We start from the raw sequence: 24,087 nt of genomic DNA on the forward strand, positions 1-24,087 counted from the left end.
CGCTTACAAAATGAATCAAAAACAAATCAAGAATATAGCACGCCAAGTTCATTTATGGTTAGGTTTGGCAACCGGAATAATTGTTTTTATAATTAGTATCACAGGCTGCATTTATGTTTTTGAAGAAGAAATAAGAAGCTTCAGCAAGCAAGAAGTATTATATGTTCCAATTCAGAACATACCATTTGCAGGTATTAAGGAAATTGTTCTCCACTTTGAAAAAGCAGAACCAAAACAAAAAATCACTTCGATCAAAATCAATCAAAAAGCTAATAATGCCACTGTAGAACTTTCTACAAAAAAGAAAACATATTATTTCAATCCGTATGATGCCACTTTGATTAATAGTGAAAAACAGGATTGGTTAACTGTAGTAAGAAAACTTCATACCTCTTTACTTCTGGGCGAAACAGGAAGTTTTATTCAGAAATGGTCTGTTGTTATTTTTACATTCATGCTTTTGACAGGATTAATTTTATGGTTCCCGAACCAAATAAGATTAATCAAACAATCTTTGACAATCAAGTGGAAAGGAACATTTAAACGGGTTAATTATGATTTGCATAATGTATTAGGATTTTATGCTTCATTTTTTCTGATTGTTATTTCACTTACCGGTTTGTTTTTTGCTTTTAAAGGAGTGAAAAATACTGCATCATTCTTAACCGGAAGTGAACTTAGTGAAGGAACAAAAGTAGATTCGAAAGTTATTGCTAAAGAAGAACCTGTAGCGATTCGTTATGATCGAATTTACAAAACTGCAATACAACAATATCCGGGAGCAAATACGACAACATTATCGGTACGAAAAGATGGTGATCTGAGATTAAGAATGCTATACCCATACCAATGGTCGCGAAAACAAAATACTTTTTTCTTTGATCCTTCAACCGGACAACTACTTCGTTATAAGCTATATAAAGATTTTAGTGCTGCAGATACTATCGAAGCTAGTAATTACGACATTCATACAGGAGGCTTTTTTGGTTTGTTTGGTAAAATAATCGCCTTTTTTGCCAGCTTAATTTCTGCAAGTTTACCTATAACCGGATTTATCATCTGGTTGAAAAAGAAGAAAAAGAAGAAAAAATCTATAAAATTGACTGCATAATTTAGGTATTCTGTTAAACCTTCAAATCATCAAAATAAGCTGTTGTTTCAGTTATTAGCGCCTGCATTAATTCGGTTGCTTTGGTATGTTTTAAAATAGGTGCTATTTGCCCTCCCCAAAATAAAATCATATCCCATTTTTGCTGATCCAGCGCTGCTTTTCGCAACGGCGACATAAAAGTAGTTTGTAATGGAAATGGCAAAATAGCAGCTTCTTTTCCATAAGTAGCCAGTTCTGACGCTTTTGCATCACTATTATTTCTTGCTGAATGAATTACGCCTGCCGGAATAAAAAGTACTTCTCCTGCCTTTAATGTTACCGGAGCTTGTCCTTCAATTTCGTATTCTAATGAACCTTCAAGGACATAAATAACTTCTTCTCCCGGATGAGAATGTTTTCCGAAAGCGGAATGTGCTTCAAAATCAATTCTGGCCTGTAGGGTTTCATGGCCGGGAATACTAAGATCGTGTCGTTGTAAATCGGTTCGTTTTATACCCGTTTGTGCGGCAATTTGATTCGGAATTAAAAAAGCGATTATTCCTAAAATGATAATAGCTACTACTACCCATGTTTTGTTTTTCTTTGGTTCCATAATTCTTGATTTTTAAATTAATTGATTATCAGTTAATTTCTTCGTCAAAAGTATATCGACAATCCTGCTTATGAAATCAGAAAATAGTCCAAACGGACAAACTAAGGAGTGAAATGGACAGTGTGAATTGTGAGATTTGAAATGCTATGCTACTTAACCGCAAGGTGCGCAAAGATTTTTAGCAAGGTTTTATAAAACGCAAAGATCGCAAAGCTATAAGGTAATAACTTTGCGACCTTTGCGTAGATCTTAGTGCGGTTAAACTTATTTCAACCTGAAACTTGAAACAAAAGTTTTAAGCTAAAACCATTCCGCCATCCATGATAAAATCGGCTCCGGTTATGAATTTTGAAGCCTCGCTGCTTAGATGAGAAACCATTTTGGCAACATCTTCTGATGTTCCCATTTGTTTGAGGGGAATAGTATCAACAATAGCGTTCATTAAAGTTTTAACTCCTTCTTCATCTAATCCTATTTTTTTCATTATTTCAGTTTCTGTCGGACCAGGACTAATCGAATTCACTCTGATTTTTCTTGGAGCCAATTCCAAAGCTGCAATTTTCACTATAGAATTCACAGCCGCTTTACTTGAAGAATAAATTGAAGTTCCGGCATAACTCATACTTGCTGTATTCGAAGAAAGAAATACCACTGAAGCACCATCATTCAAAATAGGAGTAAATCTACTCAAGGTGAAATATGCGCCTTTAAAATTAATATTCATTACGCTGTCAAATAATTCTTCTGTTGCTTCTTCAATTGTTCCTTTGGTTGTAATTCCGGCATTGATAAAAAGAATATCTACTTGACCAAAATCTTCTTTTACTTTTAAAGCCAAATTTTCAATGTCTGAAATACGAGACTGATCCGCAACAATGGCGTGAACCCCTAATTCTGATGCTGCTTTTTCAATTGCTTCTTTTCTTCTTCCGGTGATGATAACCGTTGCTCCTTGTTCTTTAAGTTGTTTTGCTGTTGCATACCCGATTCCGCTATTTCCTCCGGTAATTACCGCAACTTTATTTTTTAAATTGTCCATTTTTATATGTTTTAAATTAACGGTACAAAGTTAAATCTGAAAAGACATTGCTTTCTTAGCGGTATCATTGAGTATACTGCGTGTTTTTTTTCCACCATATAAGTTATATAAGTTCATATTACAACAACTGTTTAGATGCTTTGTATAAAAGTTGAGGTCATATAAGTAATGAGTATTTTAGCACTTAAAATAAATGCTATAAAAATTACTCCAAATAAATCCAGCTTAAATGACCTCATCCGCAAAGATTACTCAAACTAACCTCAAAGTTTAAAATGAACTTATATCACTTATATGGTGAAAAAATTACTATACTATAATTCCAGCTTAAATGACCTCATCCGCAAAGATTACTCAAACCAACCACAAAGTTTAAATGAACTTATATCACTTATATGGTGAAAAAATTATGATGAAAAAAGTTTTTATATCTTAGTGTTAAAATAATACCAATGGCGAGAAATCAGAAAGAAGAGTTTCAGGCTCTTCAGGATACTTTATATGTTTTGGGTGGTAAATGGAAATTGCCCATTATCAATTCTATTTGCAATGGAAACACCCGATTCAAAGAAATTCAGCAAAGTATTCCGGGAATTACTTCACGTATGCTTTCCAAAGAATTAAAAGATATGGAACTCAATAATCTGGTAAAAAGAACGGAAGACCGTGATGCAAAAGTACCCATACTTTATGAATCGACAGAATATTGTCGATCTTTTGGTCCTATTATATCTGAAATGATCAATTGGGGAATTTCACATCGGGAACATATAAGAAATAAGGAAAATGCTTCTAAAAAAATAACGCCCTGAAATTTCAGGGCGTTATTTTTATTTTTATTTTTTCTTTTTCGATTTTGATTTCGATTTTTTAGCTTTCTTTTTAGCAATTTTTTTAGCCTTAGCTTTTTCCTTTGCTTTTTTTGCTTTAGCTTGTTTTTTAGCTTTTGCTTTTTGCTTTGCTTTTTTAGCTTTCTCTTTCTTTTTATCTTCTTTCGCTTTTTCTTTTTTCTTTGCTACTTGTTTTTTCTTTTTCGCTTTTTCTTTGTCCTTGTCTTTTGCGTATTTTTCTTTCATCTTTGTCTTCTTCTTTTTAGATTTACTATTATTTTTATCTTCTGAAACACTTTCTTCGGTTTCTGGTGAAGCCTCAGCTGATACAGCCTCTTCTTTTTGCTCTGTAACTATTGGAGCTGAAACTGTTGCCTTTTTTACTGGACTCTTTTTTGCAACTGGAGTTTTTGGCTTTGTTGCTGGCTTTGGCTTTGAATCAGTTGGTACTTCATTCTCGGCAATTTCTTTATTAACAGTTGGTTCGATAGCATTTAAATTATCACTTTCTGAATTTTGATTTAATTCAATTGTACTTTCATTTTCTTTCATACTGAAGCGGTTTTATTTGAGTCAAAATTTGAATAATTTGCAATGTTATTCTAATTTTAATTTAATGTTAATTAATTATTAACAAATATACTATTAAAATTACCTCGCCAATGTTAAGTTTTACTTCAGATTAAAAACTTAACATTGGAATCTTATTTGTCACGCTAAAATTTAAGCCACAGTGTTCTTCTCTTTACTGTGAAAATTAATTTTTCCGAATCATTTAGTTTAATCATTAGATAACCTTGTGCTAATTATCATCGACTAGTTTTGTTGTTCAATACAACTTATTATGTTATTCCTTCTTTATCTCACCTCGATCCAATCTTTAATTACTGCCTTATTAATCTTTTTTAATAAAAAATTCAGACAGGAAGATTTTTACCTCAGCCTCTTCTTCGGAACTATTTTTTTCCATCTTCTTTATAAAATATCCATACATTTCATTTATCAGGATGCTGATCTGTTTGAAAAACTGCACGGAAGCTTCTCCTTTCTCTACGGTCCTTTACTTTATTTTTATATGCTTTCGGTATTTGGAAAAACAATTTCAACCCGAAAAATCTGTTACCATTGTATTCCGTTCTTTATTGGTTTTGCCTTCAACATTATAATCGTGTTCATTGCGGTAACCAATCCTGTATTCCCAAAAATCATTAAACTTTCTAACCTGATCGTTATGATACTTTTAATGCCTTCTTTCCTGGGCTATAGTATTTATTGTTTGAAATATATCCGCTCTTCTCAACCAGATCCTTCCAGAATCTTTAATTTAAAAATCAGTATCGTAAAAATTATAGGAAGTGTTTATTGTTCTTTAGGAGTATTAACCGTTTTGGGCCTTGTACTCTTAGCTCTTAATTTGGAGATGATCATCAACCTTCGATTTGTTTATTATTGCCTGATGCTGTTTATATTCATTTATGTTATTCATATTCGGTTTGCGATATTTTTCGAGATTCAAAAACTGGTCATCGAACTTAAAAACGAAGAAAAGTATAAAAACTACGAATTGAAATCGGATGAAATGAACGAGATCATCAACGCCATACAATCGTATTTCAAAACCAAAAAAGGCCATTTGGATTCTGAATTTAATCTGGACAAACTTTCGGCCGATTTAAATATCTCAAAAGTAAAAATCACACAATCGCTCAATGTAGAATTGAAGACCAATTTTTATCAATACATCAATTCCTTAAGAGTTGAAGAAGCAAAAAGATTAATCGATAAAAAACAAGATGCCAATTTTGTCACTATTGGTTATGAAAGCGGATTCAAAAACAAATCGACTTTCTATAAATACTTCAAACAAATTACCGGAGCAACTCCAAGTGACTACAAAAAAGTTCATGAAGAAGCTTTACCCTCAGAAAATGCATTCTCATAAAGCCCTTTTTTTATAAGAAAAGTATTTCTATACCAAATTGAATTTCGAAATAACAAGTCCTTCATATTTAGTTAACCATTTGATGTTATTCACAAATACCTGATTAACAATTAATTGTAATTATTTTTAGTCTTTTTTGTACGCCTAAATTTAAAAAGACTTCCGGAAAATAACCATCAGATAGTTTTGCAGCAGAAAATAAAAATTAACTAAACACAATGAAAAAACTACTATTGTTATTTGCTTTGATTTTATCCGGAAATCAACTTATAGCGCAAAATTATGCTTCAATGATCGGAAAAGTTTCTGATGGAAAAACGTTTTTACCGGGAGTAAATATTTCGATTTTAGAAAGAAAAACGGGAACTTCAACAGACTTTGATGGCAACTTTCAGGTTTCGAATCTATCCGGCGAAAAGCTTACCATCTCCTTTAGTTATATGGGATACCAAACGATTACCAAAGAAGTAAAATTAGTTTCGGGTATTAATAATTTGGGAACTATTACACTTGCAGCAGAAGAAGGCGCCTTAAAAGAGATTATCGTAAAAGGGTTTACCGGACCTTCGCAAATTAAGGCTTTAAGCATGAAAAAGAAATCATTGGCCATTATGGACGTGCTTTCTGCAGATGCCGTGGGAAAATTACCAGACCGTAATGCTGCCGAAGCCGTTCAAAGAATGCCAAGTGTGAGTGTAAACCGTTATCACGGAGAAGCCAATCAGGTGAGTGTGCGAGGAACGCCTTACGGATGGACATCGACCTTATACAACGGAACCAGACTGCCTAGTGCTTCTGTTGCCGGAACAAGAAATACGCTTTTAGATGCTATTCCTACGGAGATGATTCAGTACATTCAGTTATCAAAAGCAATTACTCCCGATATGGAAGGTGATGCCATTGGAGGATCTGTGAATTTTATCTCCAGGACAGCACCTAAAAAAACCATGCTGAACGCGAGTCTTGGTGGCGGTTACAATCAAAAATCTGAAAAAGGTTCTTATAATGCATCTCTTGTTTACGGGCAACGATTTTTTAAAGATAAATTAGGCGTTGTACTTGCAGCTTCTATTTGGGACAGAAATTTTGCTACTGATGAAATGGTAGTCGATTACAACATTAATGCACCTGTACAGACTCAAAAATACGGAATTAATACGGTTGATGCTAAACGTTATTTTGGAGAAAGAATTACAAAAGCAATAAGTGGTGGGCTTGATTATGAATTGAACGATAAGAATAAGTTTTTCGCAAAATTCTTATATGATAAATTCAGAGACGTACGTCCGGTTTACGAATCTTTCTATGACTTTGCTAAAAAGAGATATACTTTTAGCTACCGTTATTCTGATTATAAAACCGATTTAAATGGTGTAGAAATTGGCGGAGAACACAGAATTGGTTCTAAACTAAAATTTGACTGGTCGTTTGCCAATAATGAAATGACCTATCTTTTAGACACTCCTCCAAATATGCCGTCGGATACAAGAGGCTTACCAATTGCACAATTTTCTCAAAAATTAGTTGGCGATTTTGGAGTAAGATCATCAGACGGAGCGGTTTATAATACTTTTGATTCTCCTGACGGAAATGGTGTAAACATTTACAACATCGATCCAAAATTGACGAATCCAACCGATGTTATGGATCCAAAGAGATTAACATTACAACAATTGGTCATTACACAATTAGACCAGAGAGATCATGATAAAGTAGGTCAGATTAACTTTAATTATGATGCAACGGATAAATTTATAATTAAAGCAGGTTCTAAATTAAGGCTGAAAGAATATGAGGGGCAACAAACACCAATTGTTTATTTGCCTGGCGCGGCTTTAGGAATTCCGGGTTCGCCTGCACTAATTCCGATGAGTAATTTACAAACAGAACCTTATCCGAATGCCAATAATTTCTTCTCAGAAATTGGAAGTCCGTTTAATAACTTAATTGTAAATCCGATTACGAAAAATCAATTGTTTGATATTTTCACACCATCATATTTAAAAGCAAATGGTTTTGCAGATTATTCTCCTGCTTCTAATGTTACCACAAAGTTTAAAGGCGAAGAAAATGTTTTTAGTGCTTATGTTATGGGTGTTTATGATTTAACTGAAAAAACAAAAATCATTGCCGGTGCGAGAAATGAAGAAACGAATGTTACAATGAGCAGTACCGATTATAATTCTCAAACTAAAGTGGCTACGCCTATTACCAAAACATCCTCTTATAATGCATTTTTACCAATGGTGCATGTGAAATATGCTTTCAACGAAAATATCAATTTCAGAGCGGCTTATACGAGAACTTTTTCAAGACCAAATTTACCCGATTTAAATCCGAGTGAAATTATTGACGTGACGGGAGGAGTTCCAAAAATCACAAGAGGAAACACCGATTTAAAACCTACTTTTTCTAACAATTTAGATTTTATGGGAGAGTATTTCTTAAAAGACATCGGATTGATTACGGCAGGGGTTTTCTATAAAGATATCAGCGACTATATTTTCAGGGATATTTCTGCAGAAAGAATTAATAACGTTGATTACATCGTTACACAGCCAAAAAACATTAAAGATGCAAGCTTACTAGGTTTCGAACTTGGAATCACAAAGAGATTTACAGAATGGAATGGTTTCTGGGGCGGATTTGGAATCGACTTTAATACTTCTATTATTAAATCAAAATTAGAAGTTTCAAGATATGATGCGCAGGGAAAAATAACAGCGACGGATGAAACTACATTGCCAAATCAATCTAAATTATTGTTTAACTCTTCTCTTTTCTACGAAAAATATGGTTTCATGTTTAGAATCGCAGGAAATTACAGAGGGAAATCGGTAGAAACAATCAATCAAAATTTAGGTCCGGATTATTATATCTCGGCTATGCCAAATTTCACTGTTGATTTCTCTGCAGATTATTCCATCAGCAATAAAATTAAAGTTTTTATGGAAGTTAGAAACCTTACTAACGAACCCTTCAAACAATTTCTTGGAAACAATGAAGGCAGAATTACCAACAGCGAATGGTCCTCTATCAATGGTCAGTTAGGTCTTAAATATCAAATTTTATAAGGTTCATTTCTTTCTAAATAATTTTAAATAATACGTAATGCAAACTGATATTTCAGTTTGCATTAAAATTCAATCTATAATTTCAAAAAAATAAATAATATGAAAACTCAAACTCTTTTACGCACTACAGCAGTCTTTTTAATGATTGCTTTTCAAGGTCAGGCTCAAAAAAATATGGAAATCGAAAACAGCCCAAATTTCAGATCACTATCAGGAATTCACAATAAAGAGGGCAAAAAAATTAAAGAAGATATAATTTTCAGATCAGGTAATTTTTCTAAACTTACAGACAATGATATTAAAAAGTTTGACGCTTTAAACATCACTACTATAGTAGATTTTAGAAATGATGATGAAATAAAAAAAGATCCTGATTTTATTCCGACTGGAGAAAAAATTGAAACTACCAGAGCCAATATTGGTTCAATAAATGGTAAAGAAATGGGACAATTTATGAAAGTCATGATGGCACCAACATTCAATGAATCACAGGTAGATTCTTTAATGATTGTTGCTAATACAGGATTTGCTGATAATGCAAAAGACTTTAAACCTTTCTTTGATGAAGTGAAGAAAAAAGAAACTGTTGTTTTGTTTCATTGCACGGCTGGTAAAGACAGAACAGGATTTGCGTCTTCTTTATTGTTGCATATTTTAGATGTTTCTGACGAAGAAATCATGAAAGACTATTTAAGATCTAATGAAGCTATTGCAAAAACAGATTTAAGCAAGTACAAAGCCTACGGAATTCCGGAAGAAAGAATGGCAAAATTAATGGGCGTAAAACCTGCTTATTTAGAAGCTGCATGGGCTGGCGCTATCAAAAAATATGGTAGCATTGATAAAATGTTATTAGTAGAATATGGGATTGATAAAAAAGTCAAAAAACAAATTCAGAAAAAATATTTGGTAAAATAATTTCGTTTTTTTTTTGAATTAAGCCGTTTAAACTTGTTTTAAGCGGCTTTTTTATTTTTCTGATTACCAGCAAACTACCTCCTATTATCACAATGGCAATCATATAAAATTTGCGCTTAAATTTGTAAGTATCCAATTGTTTTGCATAGTAGCTTTGATATCTTCTAATACAAGTAAACCCGTCAGAAAGACCACAATTCCAACTGATTATAAATTTTAAAAATTTAGTGTTATGAATGAATCAAACAATACTTTAAAAAACTCCAGTATTACTTCAGGCGACAATGTTTCATTTTGGATTGACTCTACACCCATTATTTCCTGTAACAAACCGGATCAGGATATAGAAACAGAAGTACTTATTATTGGTGGTGGAATTGCGGGTTTAACAACCGCTTATAAATTACTAAAGGCCGGCAAAAAAGTCGTTCTGGTAGAAGATGGTTTTATTGGCAGTGGCGAAACCGGACGCACAACTGCCCATTTAACCTGCGCTCTGGATGATCGTTATTATTTTCTGGAGAAAATTTTTGGAGAAAACGCAGCTAAACTTGCAGCTGAAAGTCATTTGAAAGCCATTGATGAAATTGAAAAAATAGTGGACGAACTAAATATTGATTGTTCCTTTAAAAGAGTAAATGGTTATTTATTTCTTCATCCTTCTGATAAAGAAGAAAATTTAGATAAAGAATTTCACGTTACACAAAAGGCAGGATTAAAAACTTCTATTCTAAGAGGTATTCCCTCATTGGCCAACGGAGAAAATCAAAGATGCCTAGCTTTTGCTAATCAGGCACAATTTCATATTTTACATTATCTAAAAGGTCTTGCCGATGCCATAACTTCCTTAGGCGGCATTATATATACAGAAGCACATGCAGAAGACATTACTAAAAAAGGTGCGAAAGTAAACGGATATACCTTTTCTGCACAACATATCGTAGTAGCGACAAACAGTCCGGTCAATGATGTTCTCACAATGCACACCAAACAACATGCCTACAGAACTTATGTTATTGCGGGTAAAATTAAGAAAGGACAACTTCCGTATGCGCTTTGGTGGGATACTGGCGATCAGAAATCAAAATGGGTCTCACAGCCTTATCATTATGTACGTTTGGAAAATTATGACGACAAGTACGATTTATTAATTTCCGGAGGAGAAGATCATAAAACTGGCCAGGCAGATGAAGATGGTTTATCAGCGGCTGAGCGTTATGACAGACTTGAAGCCTGGACAAGAGATTATTTTCCGATGCTTGAAGATGATTTGACTTACAGATGGTCAGGTCAGGTTATGGAACCTGTAGATTCTTTAGGATTTATGGGTAAAAACCCCGGAGATAAAAACATCTATATCATTACCGGAGATTCAGGAAACGGTATGACACATGCTACGATTGGGGCGATGATTATTTGCGATAGTATAATGGGGATTAAAAATAAATACGAAGATTTATACAACCCTTCACGGATTACGCTTAAAATAGCGGTTGACTTTGCAAAAGAAGTAGGCAATATGGCTTCGCAATATGTCGACTGGATTACAACATCTGACTTAAAAAATACGGCAGATTTACCGGCAGGCGAAGGTGGCGTAATTTCTTCGGGATTAAAAAGAATTGCCGTTTACCGGGATTATGATAATTCCTTAAAAGCATTTTCTGCAGTCTGTCCTCATCTGGGTTGTATAGTAAACTGGAATGCTGATGAAAAATCTTTTGATTGCCCTTGTCACGGTTCCCGATTTTCTACAGATGGCTCTGTTATCAATGGCCCGGCACAAAATGATTTACATAAAATTCACATCAAACAAAAAACACATAGCTACACTCAAAAAGAAAAACCGTTCTGATTGAAAATCTTGCACCTAAGAAGTATAAAAAAGTATTTTACTGGTAAGCTTTAGAACTGAAAATTTCCTTACTGTATCAAGCTTAATTCTGTAATAATCAACATTAATAGTATAAAAGGAAAACGGTCTAAAGAGCTTAATTTTAATCTTCTAAAATTGCAAATCAATAAAAATATAGAATCATGGAAACAGTCACAACAGCTCAGAAGAAAGTTTCTACGTCAGGAACTTCAAAACTTAAAACAAATGTTTCAGCCCTTGAAAGACTTTTAATGGTAACCAGCGGTGGTTATCTATTGTATAAAGGGTTATCAAAGAAAGATAAAAGTATCTCGCAAATAGGCTCAGGAAGCGCAATGCTTTTACGTGGACTTTCAGGATATTGCCCGGTTTATGATGCTGTAGATCATATAAAAAATGATAAAGCATCTAATGTAAACATCAGAGTTAGCAGCATTATTAAAAAACCAATAAGCGAGGTTTATACTTTTTGGCGCGATTTTGAAAATTTCCCAAAATTCATGAACCATCTTGAGTCGGTAAAACCGCTGACGTATACCACTTCTAAATGGACTGCAAAAGGACCGGCAGGAATTGGCCAAATAACATGGAAAGCCGAGATCGTAAAAGATGAAAAAGAAAGATTAATAAGTTGGAATTCTTTACCGGAATCCACCATTAAAAATGCAGGAAAGGTTGTTTTTAGACCAAATGGAAAAGATACAGAAATTATTGTAACCATTTCCTACCATGCGCCACTGGGAGTTGCCGGTGAAAGTGCTGCAAAATTGCTTAATCCGTATTTTGAAAAACTGGTAAAAGATGATATTATGAATTTCAAAACGTATATAGAGTCTGTTTAACTGATTTCAAATACTTCAAAATATGAAAACCTGTAAGGAGTACTCCGTTACAGGTTTTTTTATTTTCCTCAATAATTTGAATTATTTTGGAGTTGCAGTTCTAGTGGTGTCTGTTTTTACTCTTGTAGTATCAATTGTCGTTGTGTCAATTGGTGCTGTTACACTGTCTACTGCTGTTCCTGTAGTATCAGTATAAGTATCTGCCGGAACGGTTTCATTTTTCTTACATGAAAATAAAAGACCCGTCACAATAATAAGCAATGCCAATTTGGTTTTGAAAAGTGTTTTCATAATAAGTGATTTTAAGTTCATAATTTTTTAAAAGTAAAATAATTATCAAAAATTAACTTATATAATTCCCTTAAAAAATTACAAATTAAGTACTTCAATATCAGTACAATAAAAAAATATTACCGCTTTTCTGTTTAACTTTCTTATTAAAAAATGCTTTAACAACAAATAAATAGATCAACCTGTAAATTATGTAATTTTAACCGCTGTTTTTTGTAATATTTTGATTTTAACTACCTGTATTTTAGTACTATTATAAATCTTTAAATTAAATATTATGAATACTTCAAACCAAAAAAGCGGTAACACATCAGGTGCAAAATCATCAGATAAAAAAACGGATTCAAAAGCAACTACTTCTAAAAGTACTTCAAAAGCTAAAGACGCAGATACTAAAAAAGAGGCGCCAAAAACAAAAAAATAATTTTTTAAAAACATTATTATGAATAGAGATGATACTGAAAGATTTGGTCGCGATGAACCGAACTTTCAAGATGAAAATCAATATGATGATCAGGATATAAACCGACAATTTAATGATCCTGCAAACGATATTGATGATGAAGAGGAAGATGATAACGACGACTACAGCGACGTTGATGATGACGATTTAGAAAAAGATGGTGATCTCGATGATGATGATGAAGACGATAACAGACCTGGTGATCTTTATAAAGATGTTGACTTGTCTTTACTAGAAAAATAAATCAAGACCTTGAAAAAGTTGGTCCAATACATCATCAAAGGAAATTTTAAACTCAAAAATTTAAAACCGCTTACTACTCTAAGCGGTTTTTTTATTTCCATTCCTTACAAATTTACTTTATATGGGGCAGACAAACTAAACAACTGATAATAATACAATTACAAATTAAAAACGTATAAAATTTTTCTCTTTTTTGATGATAGATTTGTAATTATTAACTATAAAATTAATTATTATGAATACTTTCAACCACAGAAGCAGCAGATCAGATAATGAAGCCATTAATTCTGAAACAATGGAGAATAAAGATCCGGCAATTAATCAGCATCAAAATAATTACGAGAACAGGGAGCCGTATAACAATGATGTTTCAGACGGACAAAACTTAGATGATAATGATGATATTAATCTTCAAAAAAACAGCAACAGAACAATCGATGCTGAAAGAGATTTAAGCAATCACAACGATCCGGATCGAAGAACTTTAGATGAGTACAGTGCCAATAAAGCAGAACCGGATGACAATGATGGAGAGGAAGAATAAATCTTTTAAGTTCAATCTTTTAGAAAACCAAAAGGCGTCGATTTCTCGACGCCTTTTGGTTTTTATAGTTCTGCAAATTGGTATTAAGCAAGATCAAATCGATCCAGATTCATAACTTTATTCCATGTTGCAACAAAGTCTTTTACAAATTTTTCCTGTGCATCGCTACTAGCGTACACTTCGGCAAGCGCTCTCAATTCTGCATTAGATCCAAAAACAAGATCAGCACGTGTACCAATCCATTTTGGCTGACCTGTCGAACGATCGTTTCCTGTATAAAGTTCCTTGTCGTTAGAAACAGATTGCCACTGTGTATTCATATCAAGCAAGTTTACAAAGAAATCATTCGTAAGTTGTCCCGGGCGATTTGTAAATACTCCATTTTTAGAACCATCTGCATTGATATCCAAAACGCGTAATCCTCCCAGAAGCACAGTCAATTGTGGTGCTGTAAGCGTTAACAAATGCGCTTTATCAATAAGTAATTCCTCCGTTGCAACAGACGATCTTGTGCTGCGGTAATTACGGAAACCATCGGTTTTTGGCTCTAAGTATCCAACAGATTCAACATCAGTTTGCTCTGCAGAGGCATCCATACGACCTGGCGTAAAAGGTACAGTAACAGCACTACCTGCAGCTGCTGCCGCTTTCTCTACTCCTGCAGATCCTGCCAAAACGATTAAATCAGCCAATGAAACTTTTTTTCCACCACCTTGCGCAGCATTAAATTCTGCCTGAATATTTTCTAATTTATCTAAAACACTTTTAAGCTGAGCCGGATTATTTACAGTCCAATCTTTTTGCGGAGCCAATCTTATACGTGCGCCATTAGCACCACCACGTTTATCAGATCCTCTAAAAGTAGATGCCGAAGCCCAGGCTGTTCCAACTAATTGAGAAATAGATAATCCTGAATTCAGAATTTTTCCTTTTAATTGCTCAATATCATTTTCATTTATTAGTTCATGATTTACTGCCGGAATAGGATCTTGCCACAACAATTCTTCCTGCGGAACATCTGCTCCTAAATAACGTGTAAGAGGTCCCATATCACGGTGTGTCAATTTAAACCAGGCACGCGAAAATGCATCGGCAAACTGATCCGGATTTTCAAGAAAACGACGTGATATTTTCTCGTACTCAGGATCTAAGCGTAATGACAAATCGGTTGTAAGCATCGTTGGTAAATGCTTTTTAGCACTATCAAAAGCATCCGGAATAATGGGTTCAGCATTTTTTGCTACCCATTGGTGGGCACCAGCCGGGCTTTTAGAAAGTTCCCATTCAAAACCAAATAAGTTTTCAAAAAAGTTATTACTCCATTGTGTTGGTGTTGTGGTCCAGATCACTTCCAATCCACTTGTAATGGCATCTGCACCTGTACCAGAACCAAAACTATTTTTCCATCCAAAACCTTGTGCTTCTAAACCAGCTGCTTCCGGTTCTTCGGCAACGTGATCAGAAGAAGCAGCTCCGTGTGTTTTTCCAAATGTATGGCCACCTGCAATTAACGCTACCGTTTCTTCATCATTCATCGCCATACGGCCAAAAGTATCTCTGATGTCTTTAGCGGCAGCAATTGGATCAGGATTACCGTCTGGTCCTTCCGGGTTTACATATATAAGTCCCATTTGTACGGCTGCAAGTGGTTTTTCTAAATTTCTTGAATGAATATGGCCATCAGGATCATCATCTGAGGAAACAACGCCATGATCTTTCGGCACACCTTCAGAACCATCTTTATAACGTTCATCTCCACCCAACCAAGTCGTTTCAGAACCCCAGTAAACGGCTTCGTCCGGTTCCCAAACATCGGCTCTTCCTCCGGCAAAACCAAAAGTTTTAAAGCCCATAGATTCTAAAGCGATATTTCCTGTAAGGATCATCAAATCGGCCCAGGAAATCTTTCTTCCGTATTTTTGTTTAATTGGCCATAGCAATCTTCTTGCTTTGTCAAGACTTACGTTATCTGGCCAGCTGTTAAGCGGAGCAAAACGTTGTTGTCCTGCACCTGCCCCACCGCGACCATCTTCTACTCTGTAAGTTCCTGCACTATGCCATGCCATTCTTATGAATAAACCTCCATAATGACCAAAATCAGCCGGCCACCATTCTTGCGAGTCAGTCATAAGTGCGTGTAAATCTTTTTTTAATGCTTCAAGATCAAGGCTTTTAAAAGCTTCTGCATAATTGAAATTTTCTCCCATCGGATCTGATAATGAGGAATTTTGTCGCAGAATATTTACCTTTAATTGTTTGGGCCACCAGTCACTATTTTTTGTGCCTGTAGCTGCTACTTTGTCCATACTCCCATTGTGAAAAGGGCATTTGCTAATGTCATTTGATTGGTTGTCCATAACTACAATTTTATTTTTTTTGATTTTTGAATTAGTAATCAATTTACGATCAGACTAATTTACGAACTAAATAAAAAGGTTGTACGTTAAAAGAATATTATATTAATGTACATTGATAGAAAAAATCTATTGAAGACCATTTTACTGAAGCGTTTTTCTTTCGATAAGCAATAGCAAAATTTTAAAAAAGGGAGAGGAAAAAGAAATTTAATGCCCTCGCATAACTGCAGAAGGACTTTATGACTTCTATAAAAAAGAAAAAGAAGATTTCAAATCAATTGAAACCTTCTTCCTTAACACTTAAATAAAAACTAATTTGGAAGTATTTTTTAAGAAGTGGATACTTTTATAATCTTAGCATTGCCCCGCAACACATAAATCGTCAAGATCACAAGCTGATAAGTTTAATGTTTTTAAAAAACTTTTTACCTTATTTTTTGCTTGTTGATTTCTGCCCGTATAGAATATTTCGTTTCCACTCTGACTTTGACATTTAGATACAATAACTCCTGGTTCTAATACGTGAAAAACTTTAATTATATGTGCGTTCGGTAACAGTGAAGTAATAATTTCACTTGAAGATTTTACCTCTGCGATTGGCGACAAAAGACTGGCGATATTAAAAAAAGGATTATTGGTATGCAATATTATTTTATCAGACATATCAGGTAATCCTTCAAGGAAATCCGTAATTTCTTCCCGGGGAATAAACAATACAATAATCTTGGCTTTTACTGCTTTATCTTTAGTAACTAATTTTACCTTATCTCCCATTTTTTCAACAACAGGTCTTAAACTTTCAATGCAACGGCTGTTGCTTAATAATACCTCATGCCCTGATTTTGCGGCTCTGTTTGCAATATCCAAAGTCATATTGCAGGCTCCTATTATCCCTACTTTCATAATCTCTCGTTTTTTTAATCTTATTTTTTAATGCAAAATTGTAAGACTACGGTTTTAAACAAATATAGCCGCATCTGACATTTTGAGCTTATGAGAGCGTGTGCCGATAAACCTACAACGTTGTAGATTTAAAACTACAAATCAAAAATTATGTATTATGTTTGTTAAGTTTGTGAATAAAATTAGCCCGATGTCAAAAATGAGGTTTTTTACATCTTTGCGTTATTGCTACCTTTTACTATTGCTAACTACAGTGAAAGGAGTTTGCCAAAAAAACTATATTGCCAGATGGTACACCGCTGACAATAATGAATTACCGCAAAGTAGTATAAAAGCAATTGTGCAGGATAAATACAATTTTATCTGGATGACGACAGAAAATGGTCTGGTTCGTTATGACGGACAATCTTTTCTTGTTTATAATTCGGCTACCACAAACATACAACAGGGTCGTTTTACTGAAATTTTAGGAAACATACAAAAAGACAGTTTGTACTGTTATAATGACAAAAAAACTGAGCTGGTCCTTATAAGCGGTCGTAAAATAAAGCTTGTCAAAAAAGAAGCTTATCCTTTTTACAAAATCATCCGAAATGAAAAACGCTATTATAGTCATGATGGGATTCCGTCAAATAATACAATAAATCCTCACGATCCCTATTATATTAAACTATCAAACGGAAATCTTTTTTTTATCGACAGTAAACAAGTAGAATTGTGCGATTCAAAAATGAAAACCATTTACAAAATAGCCTATAAAAGTGAGAATGTTTTTAACTTTTTTACTATAAATAATGTACTTTTTTATCTGAATTCTGATGGCACTTATGATTGTTTTACTAACGATGGAAAGTCGGTCAACAAACTAAATTCAGCCCTATTTAAGACAAAATATAAACTGTATTGGAACATTACGTCTAAACAGGTTTTTCTTTATTCACAAAATAAAATATACCTCTTAACAGCTGATAAAAACCAATTAGCAATACAACCAATTGTTGAGTTTAAAAATTTTGAGAAAAGCAATATTATTTCGCTTTTTTATGATCTAAAAAATCAAAAGCTCTATTTAGGAAGTTATACCAATGGATTATGTGTAATTTCTTTTCCTGATTTTAAAACTGTTAAAAAAGATCCTCTCAAGGCAGCAGAAGTTTATTATGCAGGATTGCCACTGTCTGACAGTACTATTGTTACCGCCGAAGGGTATATAGTAAATAATAAAAGAGTTATTGATAGTCTTCCTTTTGTGAAAACTGTTTATCTCAATGATCATCTAAGCATCGAAAAAGACGATTACAAGAATTTATGGATTATTAGCCTATTAAGCGTTCAGTGTTATCTTAAAGAATCTGGATATAAAAAATATATCAATTATAACTTTGAACAGGCTCCAAAAACGCTTTTTAAAGATAAAAGCAATACGATCTGGGTGAGTATGGAAAGTAATGAATTTCATAAAGCAAAACTTTATTATATAAAAAATGGTGTTGTGACTCTTGTGTCAATCTTAAAAGAAAACATCAATTACATTAGTCAATTTGATTATAATACCCTTCTCTTAGGAACTGATAAAGGCTTATTTACCTATAAAATAGATTCTAAAAAATTCTTTTTCATTAAGAATTCTGAAAAACTAAACATCCGTAGTATTTTTATTGATAGTGAAAGAAAAGTATGGCTTACCACTTATGAAAAAGGTTTTTTCTTATTCGCAAATAACACCTTACACGCCTTTCCAAAGGACGAAGAAAATTACCTTAATTCATCACATTGCATAGTCGAAGACAAAAAAGGTTTTTTCTGGATTCCCACAAACAAAGGACTTTTTCAAGTATCCAGAAAAGCATTATTAAAATACAACAAAAATAAAACAGGCGCAATCTATTATCATCAATACAATAAAAAAGATGGTTTTTTAACGAATGAATTTAATGGCGGATGCCAGCCAAACAGCAATTATCTTAAAAACAATGAGGTTGTTTTTCCGTCTATGAATGGTTTTGTTTTTTTTAATCCTGATAAAATAACACCTCTACTTCCAGGAAAAGATTTTTTTATTGACAAAGTAATTGTAGATCAAACTGTCATTTCTCCAAAAGATACCATCGTACTAAAAAACAACTTTCAAAGGGTAAAGTTCTTAATTGACTACCCTTATTACGGTACTGCAGAAAATATAAATATCGAAGCAAAACTGGATATAGCGAGCGATACACGTTGGGAGAAAATTAGAGGTGAGAAATCAATTTCCTTTACAACCCTGCCTCCCGGAAAATATGTACTTATTTTAAGAAGCTTATCTGGCTTTGATGGAAACTATGCCTATAAAAAATTTACGATAATAGTACCCGCCCAATTTCATCAAACATTCTGGTTTACTATTCTTTGTTATCTATTAGCAATGCTATTTTTACTTTTTATCTGGTATCTCCGTTTGTATTATATAAAGCTAAAAAATGTGCGTCTTAAAGAAGTTATTGATAAAAAAACTAAAAAACTGGCAAAAACTGTCAACAAACTAAAAACCACAGAAAAAAATCTAAAACAGGAAATCAAACAGCAAGAGACTTTAGTAAAAAGTATAAGCCATGATATCAAAAGCCCTTTAAAATTTCTAACTGCTTCTCTAAGTTACTTGTCTGATAATGCAAACATTCAGCAAGACGAAAAATTAAAACGACAAATAGAAACGATACAACTATCATCAGATCAGTTATATGAATATGTTGAAAACCTAATAAAATATTCGACCATATTTTTAGAAGGGAAAAAACTTGAAGACAAAAGTTATTCTTTGTATGATTTAATTGAAGAAAAGATTTTGATTTTTGAAAAAATTGCAAAATCAGAAAACACAATCATAATCAATAAAGTTCCGAAAGATTTTTTAATTAAAACAAACAATAAAGCACTGTCTATTATCATTCATAATCTATTGGATAACGCTATAAAAAATACAACTAATGGGCAAATAGAATTGCAATGCGCAACAAAAGACAATAAGTTATCCTTAACCGTTATGGATGATGGAAAAGGTATGAGTCGGGAACTAATTGACTATTATCTTGATTTTTATAAAAATCCTATTGTGAAAAATTATCATCTGGGACTTCATATGATCATTGAACTTCTTCTTATTATCAAAGGAAAAATTAATATTTCGAGCTCGCTGAATGAAGGGACGATTATTGAAATTATAGTTGATTTTGCCTAATAGTCAAAAGTTTTATAGACGTTGATCAATTCGACCAAATTGTGAATTTTAAGTTTCTCAAATACTCTGGCTTTATAGGTACTTACAGTAGACATATGAATATCCAGCATGTTTGAGATTTCAAGATTGCCATTTCCATTTATTAATAATTGTGCGATTTGAAGTTCTCTTTTAGACAAAACTTCCAATGGATTTATAGTCTTTTTACTCGTTTTTTCAGCGACCAATTTAGTAACCAATTCAGCAGAAATATAGCTCGAAGATTCAAAAATAGAATTAATAGCAAACATCATTTTTTCTTCACTGGAGAGTTTGTTCAGGTATCCGTTAGCACCAGCAGAAATGTACTTTAAAGCATATTGCTCTTCCTCATGGGCTGAGAAAACAAGAATCTTAACAGCAGGTTGAATTGCTCTCAAATCGGTAATCATCTCCGTGCTTTTACCACCTGGGATATTGATATCCAGAATAACCAAATCAAAAGAATCTTCTCTTAATGATGCCGTTGCCTCAAAGAAATTTTCGGCATTTGAGATTTTTACATCTTCAATTTGTTTTTCTAAAACCATGGCAACCCCATTTCGAACAACTAAATGATCGTCAACTATTAAAATTTTTTTTGTCATAATTAATTTGCTTCCCACAAAAATAATTTATTTAGTTATGCAAAAGGTTAAATGTTTTAACTTTAAAATTTGAAATTCCAAATCCCAACTTTTTACTTCTCACTTTTTACTTCTCAATTTTTACTTCTCAATTTTTACTTCTCACTTTTTACTTCTCACTTTTTACTTCTCACCAAACAAACATCATCAATAAAACAAAACGAATTTGCTTTTCCTTCTGCTATAAAACCAATTTCCACCTTACCTTCTTTTACAGCAATATTTTTGATTGTAATTGTTTTCCAGTCACTGTTTTCGTCTCTAATAGTATTTTTATATGTTTTCGAATTACTCAAAGCATACATTTCCAACTTAATAAATCCGGAACTATTTTTTATTTTAGCAGTCAAAGTATACAGACCATCTCCTAATTTAACGTAGGGCGAAGATGAAATTATCTGAAACGTTTTTCTTTTAAAACTGACTTTATCGCTAATGTTTAAGCTCTTTTCTCCAATAACAATCTTTCTTTCTTTTTCGGTATTAAAATGATTTAAAACGGGAGAATTAATACTGTCTAATCCAATTTTGTTTCCTTCTGTAACTTCACTTGCCCAGCCTGTTAACTGAATTTGAACCGGTTTAACGGGACTCGGAATATGCCTGCGATCAGCCTCAAAACTACCATTTTTTACATAATTATTATCCTCTGCTACTTTCCAGTTTCCTGTTTTCGCATCGAGATTCCAGGAGTTTAACGAATTAAAATAAGGTGTTTTCTCTTCAAAAGAAATCGGACACCATTGATTGTATCCCAAACCATTTCCGGCAAAATCTGCCCAGCGGTCTCCGCAATATACGATCGTTTCTTTCTGGCTTCCTTTAACAGAAAAGAAAAAACCCGTTTGCGAAATGTGTGCAAAATCCTCTTCAGCCCCTTTCATAACTGACATTTGATTGGTTGGAAGATAGGGTCCCCTAATATCATCGGCCACCAAATAATAAGCAAAAGAGGCATCCCAACCATAAATATTCGAAGCAAACATGTAATATTTATTTTGATATTTGAACATGCAATTTCCTTCACGACTTTCTCCTTTAAAAACCGGAGTGCAATCTAAAAGATTTACTTTTCCGTCTTTTAAACCAATTTCAGAAACATAAATTTTATCACGGCCTTTTCCATAACAATAAATTAAATAGGATTTTCCGGTATCTTCATCTGTAAAAACAGTTTGATCTCCTGTGTTACTTGTTCCTATCATCTTCTCCATATTTATTTTCTGATGCCAGGAAAATTCCGCTGTTGGCGAATCTGCAAGTGTAATCAATACTTCGGTGTCATGTTGAACGAACATGGCATATTTTTTCAACTCTTTAATATAACAAACCCCTAAACGTCCCACCCAGCTTTTACCAGACGGATTTACTTTGTCTTTTGTCAAAACATTTCTTTCAAAGGTCCAGTTTACCAAATCGGTTGAGCTGTAACAAGTCACCGCTTCAAAAGTAGAAGTGTTTAGTGTCACAGCCGGGTTTTCGCGATAACGATTGGCCTCAACATATTGCACACCATACCAATAATACTTTTGCGCACCGGTAACCGGATCAGCAAATTTAAAAATTCCACCGCCCTGACTGTTTAACGGAAGTCCGTCTTTCGTGTTCCAAAAAACATCATTCTTAATATTAAGTTGTTGGGCTATAATTGTATTTGGTGTTCCGATACTGCAGAAAAGCATCAGAATAATAAAATTAAAAAAATATTGTTTTTGAATTTTCATGTATTCAGGGTTAGGTTAGTCAGTACTAAAAGTAGGTAATCAACTTAATCTTAGCGTCATGTACTATCCTGTTTATGTATTTTCTATATTTTTTTGCTTCTTAAATTTTAAATAAAAAACTTCAAAACCCCAGTAAACAGTACTAAATATTGTACAGAAGTAAAGAAGTCTAAATTGAATATAGCCGCAAAACGTGAAATTAACACAATGCTTTTTTTATATCATTGATATTCACTAACTTGCAGTATATTCATCTAAACTCATTTATTATGAAAAAACTTTTTTTGTCATTATTAGTGGTTGTAATATGCCTATCCAATCAATCTGGTTTTTCTCAAACAAAAGATGATGATGTACCACCACTAGGTTTACCAGGAGATAATCTGGATTTGTATGCTGTGCTTGATCTTTTTCAGAAGTCAAAAACCATTGAGGATTTTGAAAAGACCTTAAATCAAAAAGAGACAAAAATTAATAATCTGGATTTGAATTTGGACAAAAAAGTTGACTTTATTAAAGTTGTAACCAAAAAGGATGGCAATGCTTTTACGTTCGTACTTCAGGTAAACGTTAGCGAAAAAGAAACCCAGGATGTTGCCGTTATTTTAGTAAACAAAGACAAGAGTGGAAAAGTCTCTTTGCAAATAGTGGGAGATGAAGACCTTTATGGCAAAGATTATGTTATTGAGCCCAAAACTACAAGCGGGTCAGTAACGGCTAATCCGGCCTATGTGGGTTCTAATCCTGTTACCGTTAACGTTCCTGCTACCACTACCGTAGTGGTAGAATCGGCGCCAATTGTACAGTATGTATACTCTCCTGCCTATGTGCCTTATTATCCTCCTTATTACTATGGTTTTTACCCTCCCTATTTTGCAGCCTTTACTGTGTTGGCAGTAGGTATATATCGTCATAACAATTGGTATCATGGCGGTTATTACGGTGGCCATTATGGCGGCGGAAATACGGTCATTATTAATAACAGAAATCAAATTAATCATTATAATAACGATAGAAACCGATCTAATACCGTTAACAATAACCGGGCAAATGGAAAGTACGGAGATAACCGTGGAAACAACAGCAATCGCCCGACAGCAGGCACATCTGATAGGGGAAATAATAGTAATCGACCAAGTGCAGGAACTTCAGATCGTGGGTCTAATGTAAATCGGGGTTCGACCTCAGACCGATCATCAAAAGTAAATCGACCTTCAGCAGGTACTTCAGACCGATCTTCAAACTTAAATCGTCCATCAACTTCAAATCGTTCATCGAGTCCGAGTTTCGATTCTGGTCGTACGAGAAGCAGCGGCGGTAGCAGCTTTAATCACGGAGGCGGTGGTGGTGGTTTTAGCGGAGGTAGCAGAGGTGGCGGAGGCTTTGGCGGAGGCGGAGGCGGAAGAAGACGTTAAACAAACTTCTACTTTTTTATAAAAAACAAATGGACTAAAAC

General features: G+C 33.7%; 20 protein-coding genes. 12 read left to right on the forward strand and 8 right to left on the reverse strand.

Annotated features, from left to right (window positions below):
- The first annotated feature begins 10 nt into the window (after positions 1–10).
- Positions 11–1,111, forward strand: coding sequence for a PepSY-associated TM helix domain-containing protein (locus tag B0A65_RS21230; protein ID WP_074663231.1), 1,101 nt, complete (start codon positions 11–13; stop codon positions 1,109–1,111).
- Positions 1,112–1,124: 13 nt separating this feature from the next.
- On the opposite strand, the gene B0A65_RS23595 is transcribed toward B0A65_RS21230, so the two are convergent.
- Positions 1,125–1,703, reverse strand: coding sequence for a cupin domain-containing protein (locus tag B0A65_RS23595; protein ID WP_083370520.1), 579 nt, complete (start codon positions 1,701–1,703; stop codon positions 1,125–1,127).
- Between the two features lie 295 nt (positions 1,704–1,998).
- Positions 1,999–2,742 carry an SDR family oxidoreductase gene (locus B0A65_RS21240; RefSeq protein WP_074663234.1) on the reverse strand — a complete coding sequence of 248 codons (744 nt, stop codon included), beginning with the start codon at positions 2,740–2,742 and terminating at the stop codon, positions 1,999–2,001.
- A gap of 452 nt (positions 2,743–3,194) precedes the next feature.
- Between B0A65_RS21240 and B0A65_RS21245 the strand changes: the two genes are divergently transcribed.
- Positions 3,195–3,554, forward strand: coding sequence for a winged helix-turn-helix transcriptional regulator (locus B0A65_RS21245; RefSeq protein WP_074663237.1), 360 nt, complete (start codon positions 3,195–3,197; stop codon positions 3,552–3,554).
- Between the two features lie 24 nt (positions 3,555–3,578).
- On the opposite strand, the gene B0A65_RS23370 is transcribed toward B0A65_RS21245, so the two are convergent.
- Positions 3,579–4,124, reverse strand: coding sequence for a hypothetical protein (locus B0A65_RS23370; RefSeq protein ID WP_207556474.1), 546 nt, complete (start codon positions 4,122–4,124; stop codon positions 3,579–3,581).
- Between the two features lie 292 nt (positions 4,125–4,416).
- Here B0A65_RS23370 and B0A65_RS21255 point away from each other — a divergent pair, with 292 nt between their 5' ends.
- The 5 genes from B0A65_RS21255 to B0A65_RS21275 all read left to right on the forward strand — a co-directional run bounded on the left by B0A65_RS21255 (position 4,417) and on the right by B0A65_RS21275 (position 12,224).
- Positions 4,417–5,514, forward strand: coding sequence for a helix-turn-helix domain-containing protein (locus B0A65_RS21255; RefSeq protein WP_074663240.1), 1,098 nt, complete (start codon positions 4,417–4,419; stop codon positions 5,512–5,514).
- A gap of 218 nt (positions 5,515–5,732) precedes the next feature.
- Entirely contained in the window at positions 5,733–8,588 is a 2,856-nt protein-coding gene (locus B0A65_RS21260; protein WP_074663244.1) for a TonB-dependent receptor, read from the forward strand.
- 99 nt (positions 8,589–8,687) lie between these two features.
- Positions 8,688–9,506 carry a tyrosine-protein phosphatase gene (locus B0A65_RS21265; protein WP_074663247.1) on the forward strand — a complete coding sequence of 273 codons (819 nt, stop codon included), beginning with the start codon at positions 8,688–8,690 and terminating at the stop codon, positions 9,504–9,506.
- 232 nt (positions 9,507–9,738) lie between these two features.
- Entirely contained in the window at positions 9,739–11,361 is a 1,623-nt protein-coding gene (locus B0A65_RS21270; RefSeq protein WP_074663250.1) for an FAD-dependent oxidoreductase, read from the forward strand.
- 182 nt (positions 11,362–11,543) lie between these two features.
- Positions 11,544–12,224 (forward strand): SRPBCC family protein, encoded by a 681-nt coding sequence (locus B0A65_RS21275; RefSeq protein WP_074663253.1) that lies wholly within the window; start codon positions 11,544–11,546, stop codon positions 12,222–12,224.
- A gap of 81 nt (positions 12,225–12,305) precedes the next feature.
- Here B0A65_RS21275 and B0A65_RS21280 read toward each other — a convergent pair whose 3' ends face one another.
- Entirely contained in the window at positions 12,306–12,515 is a 210-nt protein-coding gene (locus B0A65_RS21280) for a hypothetical protein (RefSeq protein ID WP_123890409.1), read from the reverse strand.
- A 277-nt stretch (positions 12,516–12,792) separates the two neighbouring features.
- Between B0A65_RS21280 and B0A65_RS23375 the strand changes: the two genes are divergently transcribed.
- The 3 genes from B0A65_RS23375 (at position 12,793) to B0A65_RS21290 (ending at position 13,765) form a co-directional block, all read left to right on the forward strand.
- A complete protein-coding gene (locus B0A65_RS23375; RefSeq protein ID WP_207556475.1) occupies positions 12,793–12,939 on the forward strand; it encodes a hypothetical protein in 147 nt (48 codons plus the stop codon).
- An 18-nt stretch (positions 12,940–12,957) separates the two neighbouring features.
- Positions 12,958–13,221, forward strand: a complete 264-nt coding sequence (locus tag B0A65_RS21285) for a hypothetical protein (RefSeq protein WP_074663264.1) — start codon at positions 12,958–12,960, stop codon at positions 13,219–13,221.
- Between the two features lie 235 nt (positions 13,222–13,456).
- Positions 13,457–13,765: a hypothetical protein gene (locus tag B0A65_RS21290; protein ID WP_074663268.1), complete on the forward strand. Its 309-nt coding sequence runs from the start codon at positions 13,457–13,459 to the stop codon at positions 13,763–13,765.
- Positions 13,766–13,848: 83 nt separating this feature from the next.
- On the opposite strand, the gene katG is transcribed toward B0A65_RS21290, so the two are convergent.
- Together katG and B0A65_RS21300 are read right to left on the reverse strand one after the other, a co-directional pair.
- Positions 13,849–16,122: a catalase/peroxidase HPI gene (katG, locus tag B0A65_RS21295; RefSeq protein ID WP_074663383.1), complete on the reverse strand. Its 2,274-nt coding sequence runs from the start codon at positions 16,120–16,122 to the stop codon at positions 13,849–13,851.
- A gap of 354 nt (positions 16,123–16,476) precedes the next feature.
- Positions 16,477–17,025: an NAD(P)-binding domain-containing protein gene (locus B0A65_RS21300; protein ID WP_074663270.1), complete on the reverse strand. Its 549-nt coding sequence runs from the start codon at positions 17,023–17,025 to the stop codon at positions 16,477–16,479.
- 199 nt (positions 17,026–17,224) lie between these two features.
- Here B0A65_RS21300 and B0A65_RS21305 point away from each other — a divergent pair, with 199 nt between their 5' ends.
- Entirely contained in the window at positions 17,225–20,242 is a 3,018-nt protein-coding gene (locus tag B0A65_RS21305; protein ID WP_207556476.1) for a sensor histidine kinase, read from the forward strand.
- Here the strand turns inward: B0A65_RS21305 and B0A65_RS21310 are convergent.
- Together B0A65_RS21310 and B0A65_RS21315 are read right to left on the reverse strand one after the other, a co-directional pair.
- Positions 20,239–20,868, reverse strand: a complete 630-nt coding sequence (locus B0A65_RS21310) for a response regulator (RefSeq protein ID WP_074663386.1) — start codon at positions 20,866–20,868, stop codon at positions 20,239–20,241. The two genes, B0A65_RS21305 and B0A65_RS21310, sit on opposite strands and share 4 nt — an antisense overlap.
- A 155-nt stretch (positions 20,869–21,023) precedes the next feature.
- The gene (locus tag B0A65_RS21315; protein WP_074663276.1) at positions 21,024–22,631 is read right to left on the reverse strand and encodes a family 43 glycosylhydrolase; all 1,608 of its coding nucleotides are present in this window, start codon (positions 22,629–22,631) and stop codon (positions 21,024–21,026) included.
- Positions 22,632–22,900: 269 nt separating this feature from the next.
- On the opposite strand from B0A65_RS21315, the gene B0A65_RS21320 reads away from it, so the two are divergent.
- Entirely contained in the window at positions 22,901–24,046 is a 1,146-nt protein-coding gene (locus tag B0A65_RS21320; RefSeq protein ID WP_207556477.1) for a hypothetical protein, read from the forward strand.
- Positions 24,047–24,087: the final 41 nt, after the last annotated feature.

Origin of the sequence: Flavobacterium frigidimaris (assembly GCF_002217275.1) — a bacterium.
Classification (GTDB): domain Bacteria; phylum Bacteroidota; class Bacteroidia; order Flavobacteriales; family Flavobacteriaceae; genus Flavobacterium; species Flavobacterium aquidurense.

Excerpts from the sequence above, each read along its gene's own strand:
- B0A65_RS21230 (WP_074663231.1), top strand. The coding sequence starts at position 11 with ATGAATCAAAAACAAATCAAGAATATAGCACGCCAAGTTCATTTATGG.
- B0A65_RS23595 (WP_083370520.1), bottom strand. The coding sequence starts at position 1,703 with ATGGAACCAAAGAAAAACAAAACATGGGTAGTAGTAGCTATTATCATT.
- B0A65_RS21240 (WP_074663234.1), bottom strand. The coding sequence starts at position 2,742 with ATGGACAATTTAAAAAATAAAGTTGCGGTAATTACCGGAGGAAATAGC.
- B0A65_RS21245 (WP_074663237.1), top strand. The coding sequence starts at position 3,195 with ATGGCGAGAAATCAGAAAGAAGAGTTTCAGGCTCTTCAGGATACTTTA.
- B0A65_RS23370 (WP_207556474.1), bottom strand. The coding sequence starts at position 4,124 with ATGAAAGAAAATGAAAGTACAATTGAATTAAATCAAAATTCAGAAAGT.
- B0A65_RS21255 (WP_074663240.1), top strand. The coding sequence starts at position 4,417 with ATGTTATTCCTTCTTTATCTCACCTCGATCCAATCTTTAATTACTGCC.
- B0A65_RS21260 (WP_074663244.1), top strand. The coding sequence starts at position 5,733 with ATGAAAAAACTACTATTGTTATTTGCTTTGATTTTATCCGGAAATCAA.
- B0A65_RS21265 (WP_074663247.1), top strand. The coding sequence starts at position 8,688 with ATGAAAACTCAAACTCTTTTACGCACTACAGCAGTCTTTTTAATGATT.
- B0A65_RS21270 (WP_074663250.1), top strand. The coding sequence starts at position 9,739 with ATGAATGAATCAAACAATACTTTAAAAAACTCCAGTATTACTTCAGGC.
- B0A65_RS21275 (WP_074663253.1), top strand. The coding sequence starts at position 11,544 with ATGGAAACAGTCACAACAGCTCAGAAGAAAGTTTCTACGTCAGGAACT.
- B0A65_RS21280 (WP_123890409.1), bottom strand. The coding sequence starts at position 12,515 with ATGAAAACACTTTTCAAAACCAAATTGGCATTGCTTATTATTGTGACG.
- B0A65_RS23375 (WP_207556475.1), top strand. The coding sequence starts at position 12,793 with ATGAATACTTCAAACCAAAAAAGCGGTAACACATCAGGTGCAAAATCA.
- B0A65_RS21285 (WP_074663264.1), top strand. The coding sequence starts at position 12,958 with ATGAATAGAGATGATACTGAAAGATTTGGTCGCGATGAACCGAACTTT.
- B0A65_RS21290 (WP_074663268.1), top strand. The coding sequence starts at position 13,457 with ATGAATACTTTCAACCACAGAAGCAGCAGATCAGATAATGAAGCCATT.
- katG (WP_074663383.1), bottom strand. The coding sequence starts at position 16,122 with ATGGACAACCAATCAAATGACATTAGCAAATGCCCTTTTCACAATGGG.
- B0A65_RS21300 (WP_074663270.1), bottom strand. The coding sequence starts at position 17,025 with ATGAAAGTAGGGATAATAGGAGCCTGCAATATGACTTTGGATATTGCA.
- B0A65_RS21305 (WP_207556476.1), top strand. The coding sequence starts at position 17,225 with ATGAGGTTTTTTACATCTTTGCGTTATTGCTACCTTTTACTATTGCTA.
- B0A65_RS21310 (WP_074663386.1), bottom strand. The coding sequence starts at position 20,868 with ATGACAAAAAAAATTTTAATAGTTGACGATCATTTAGTTGTTCGAAAT.
- B0A65_RS21315 (WP_074663276.1), bottom strand. The coding sequence starts at position 22,631 with ATGAAAATTCAAAAACAATATTTTTTTAATTTTATTATTCTGATGCTT.
- B0A65_RS21320 (WP_207556477.1), top strand. The coding sequence starts at position 22,901 with ATGAAAAAACTTTTTTTGTCATTATTAGTGGTTGTAATATGCCTATCC.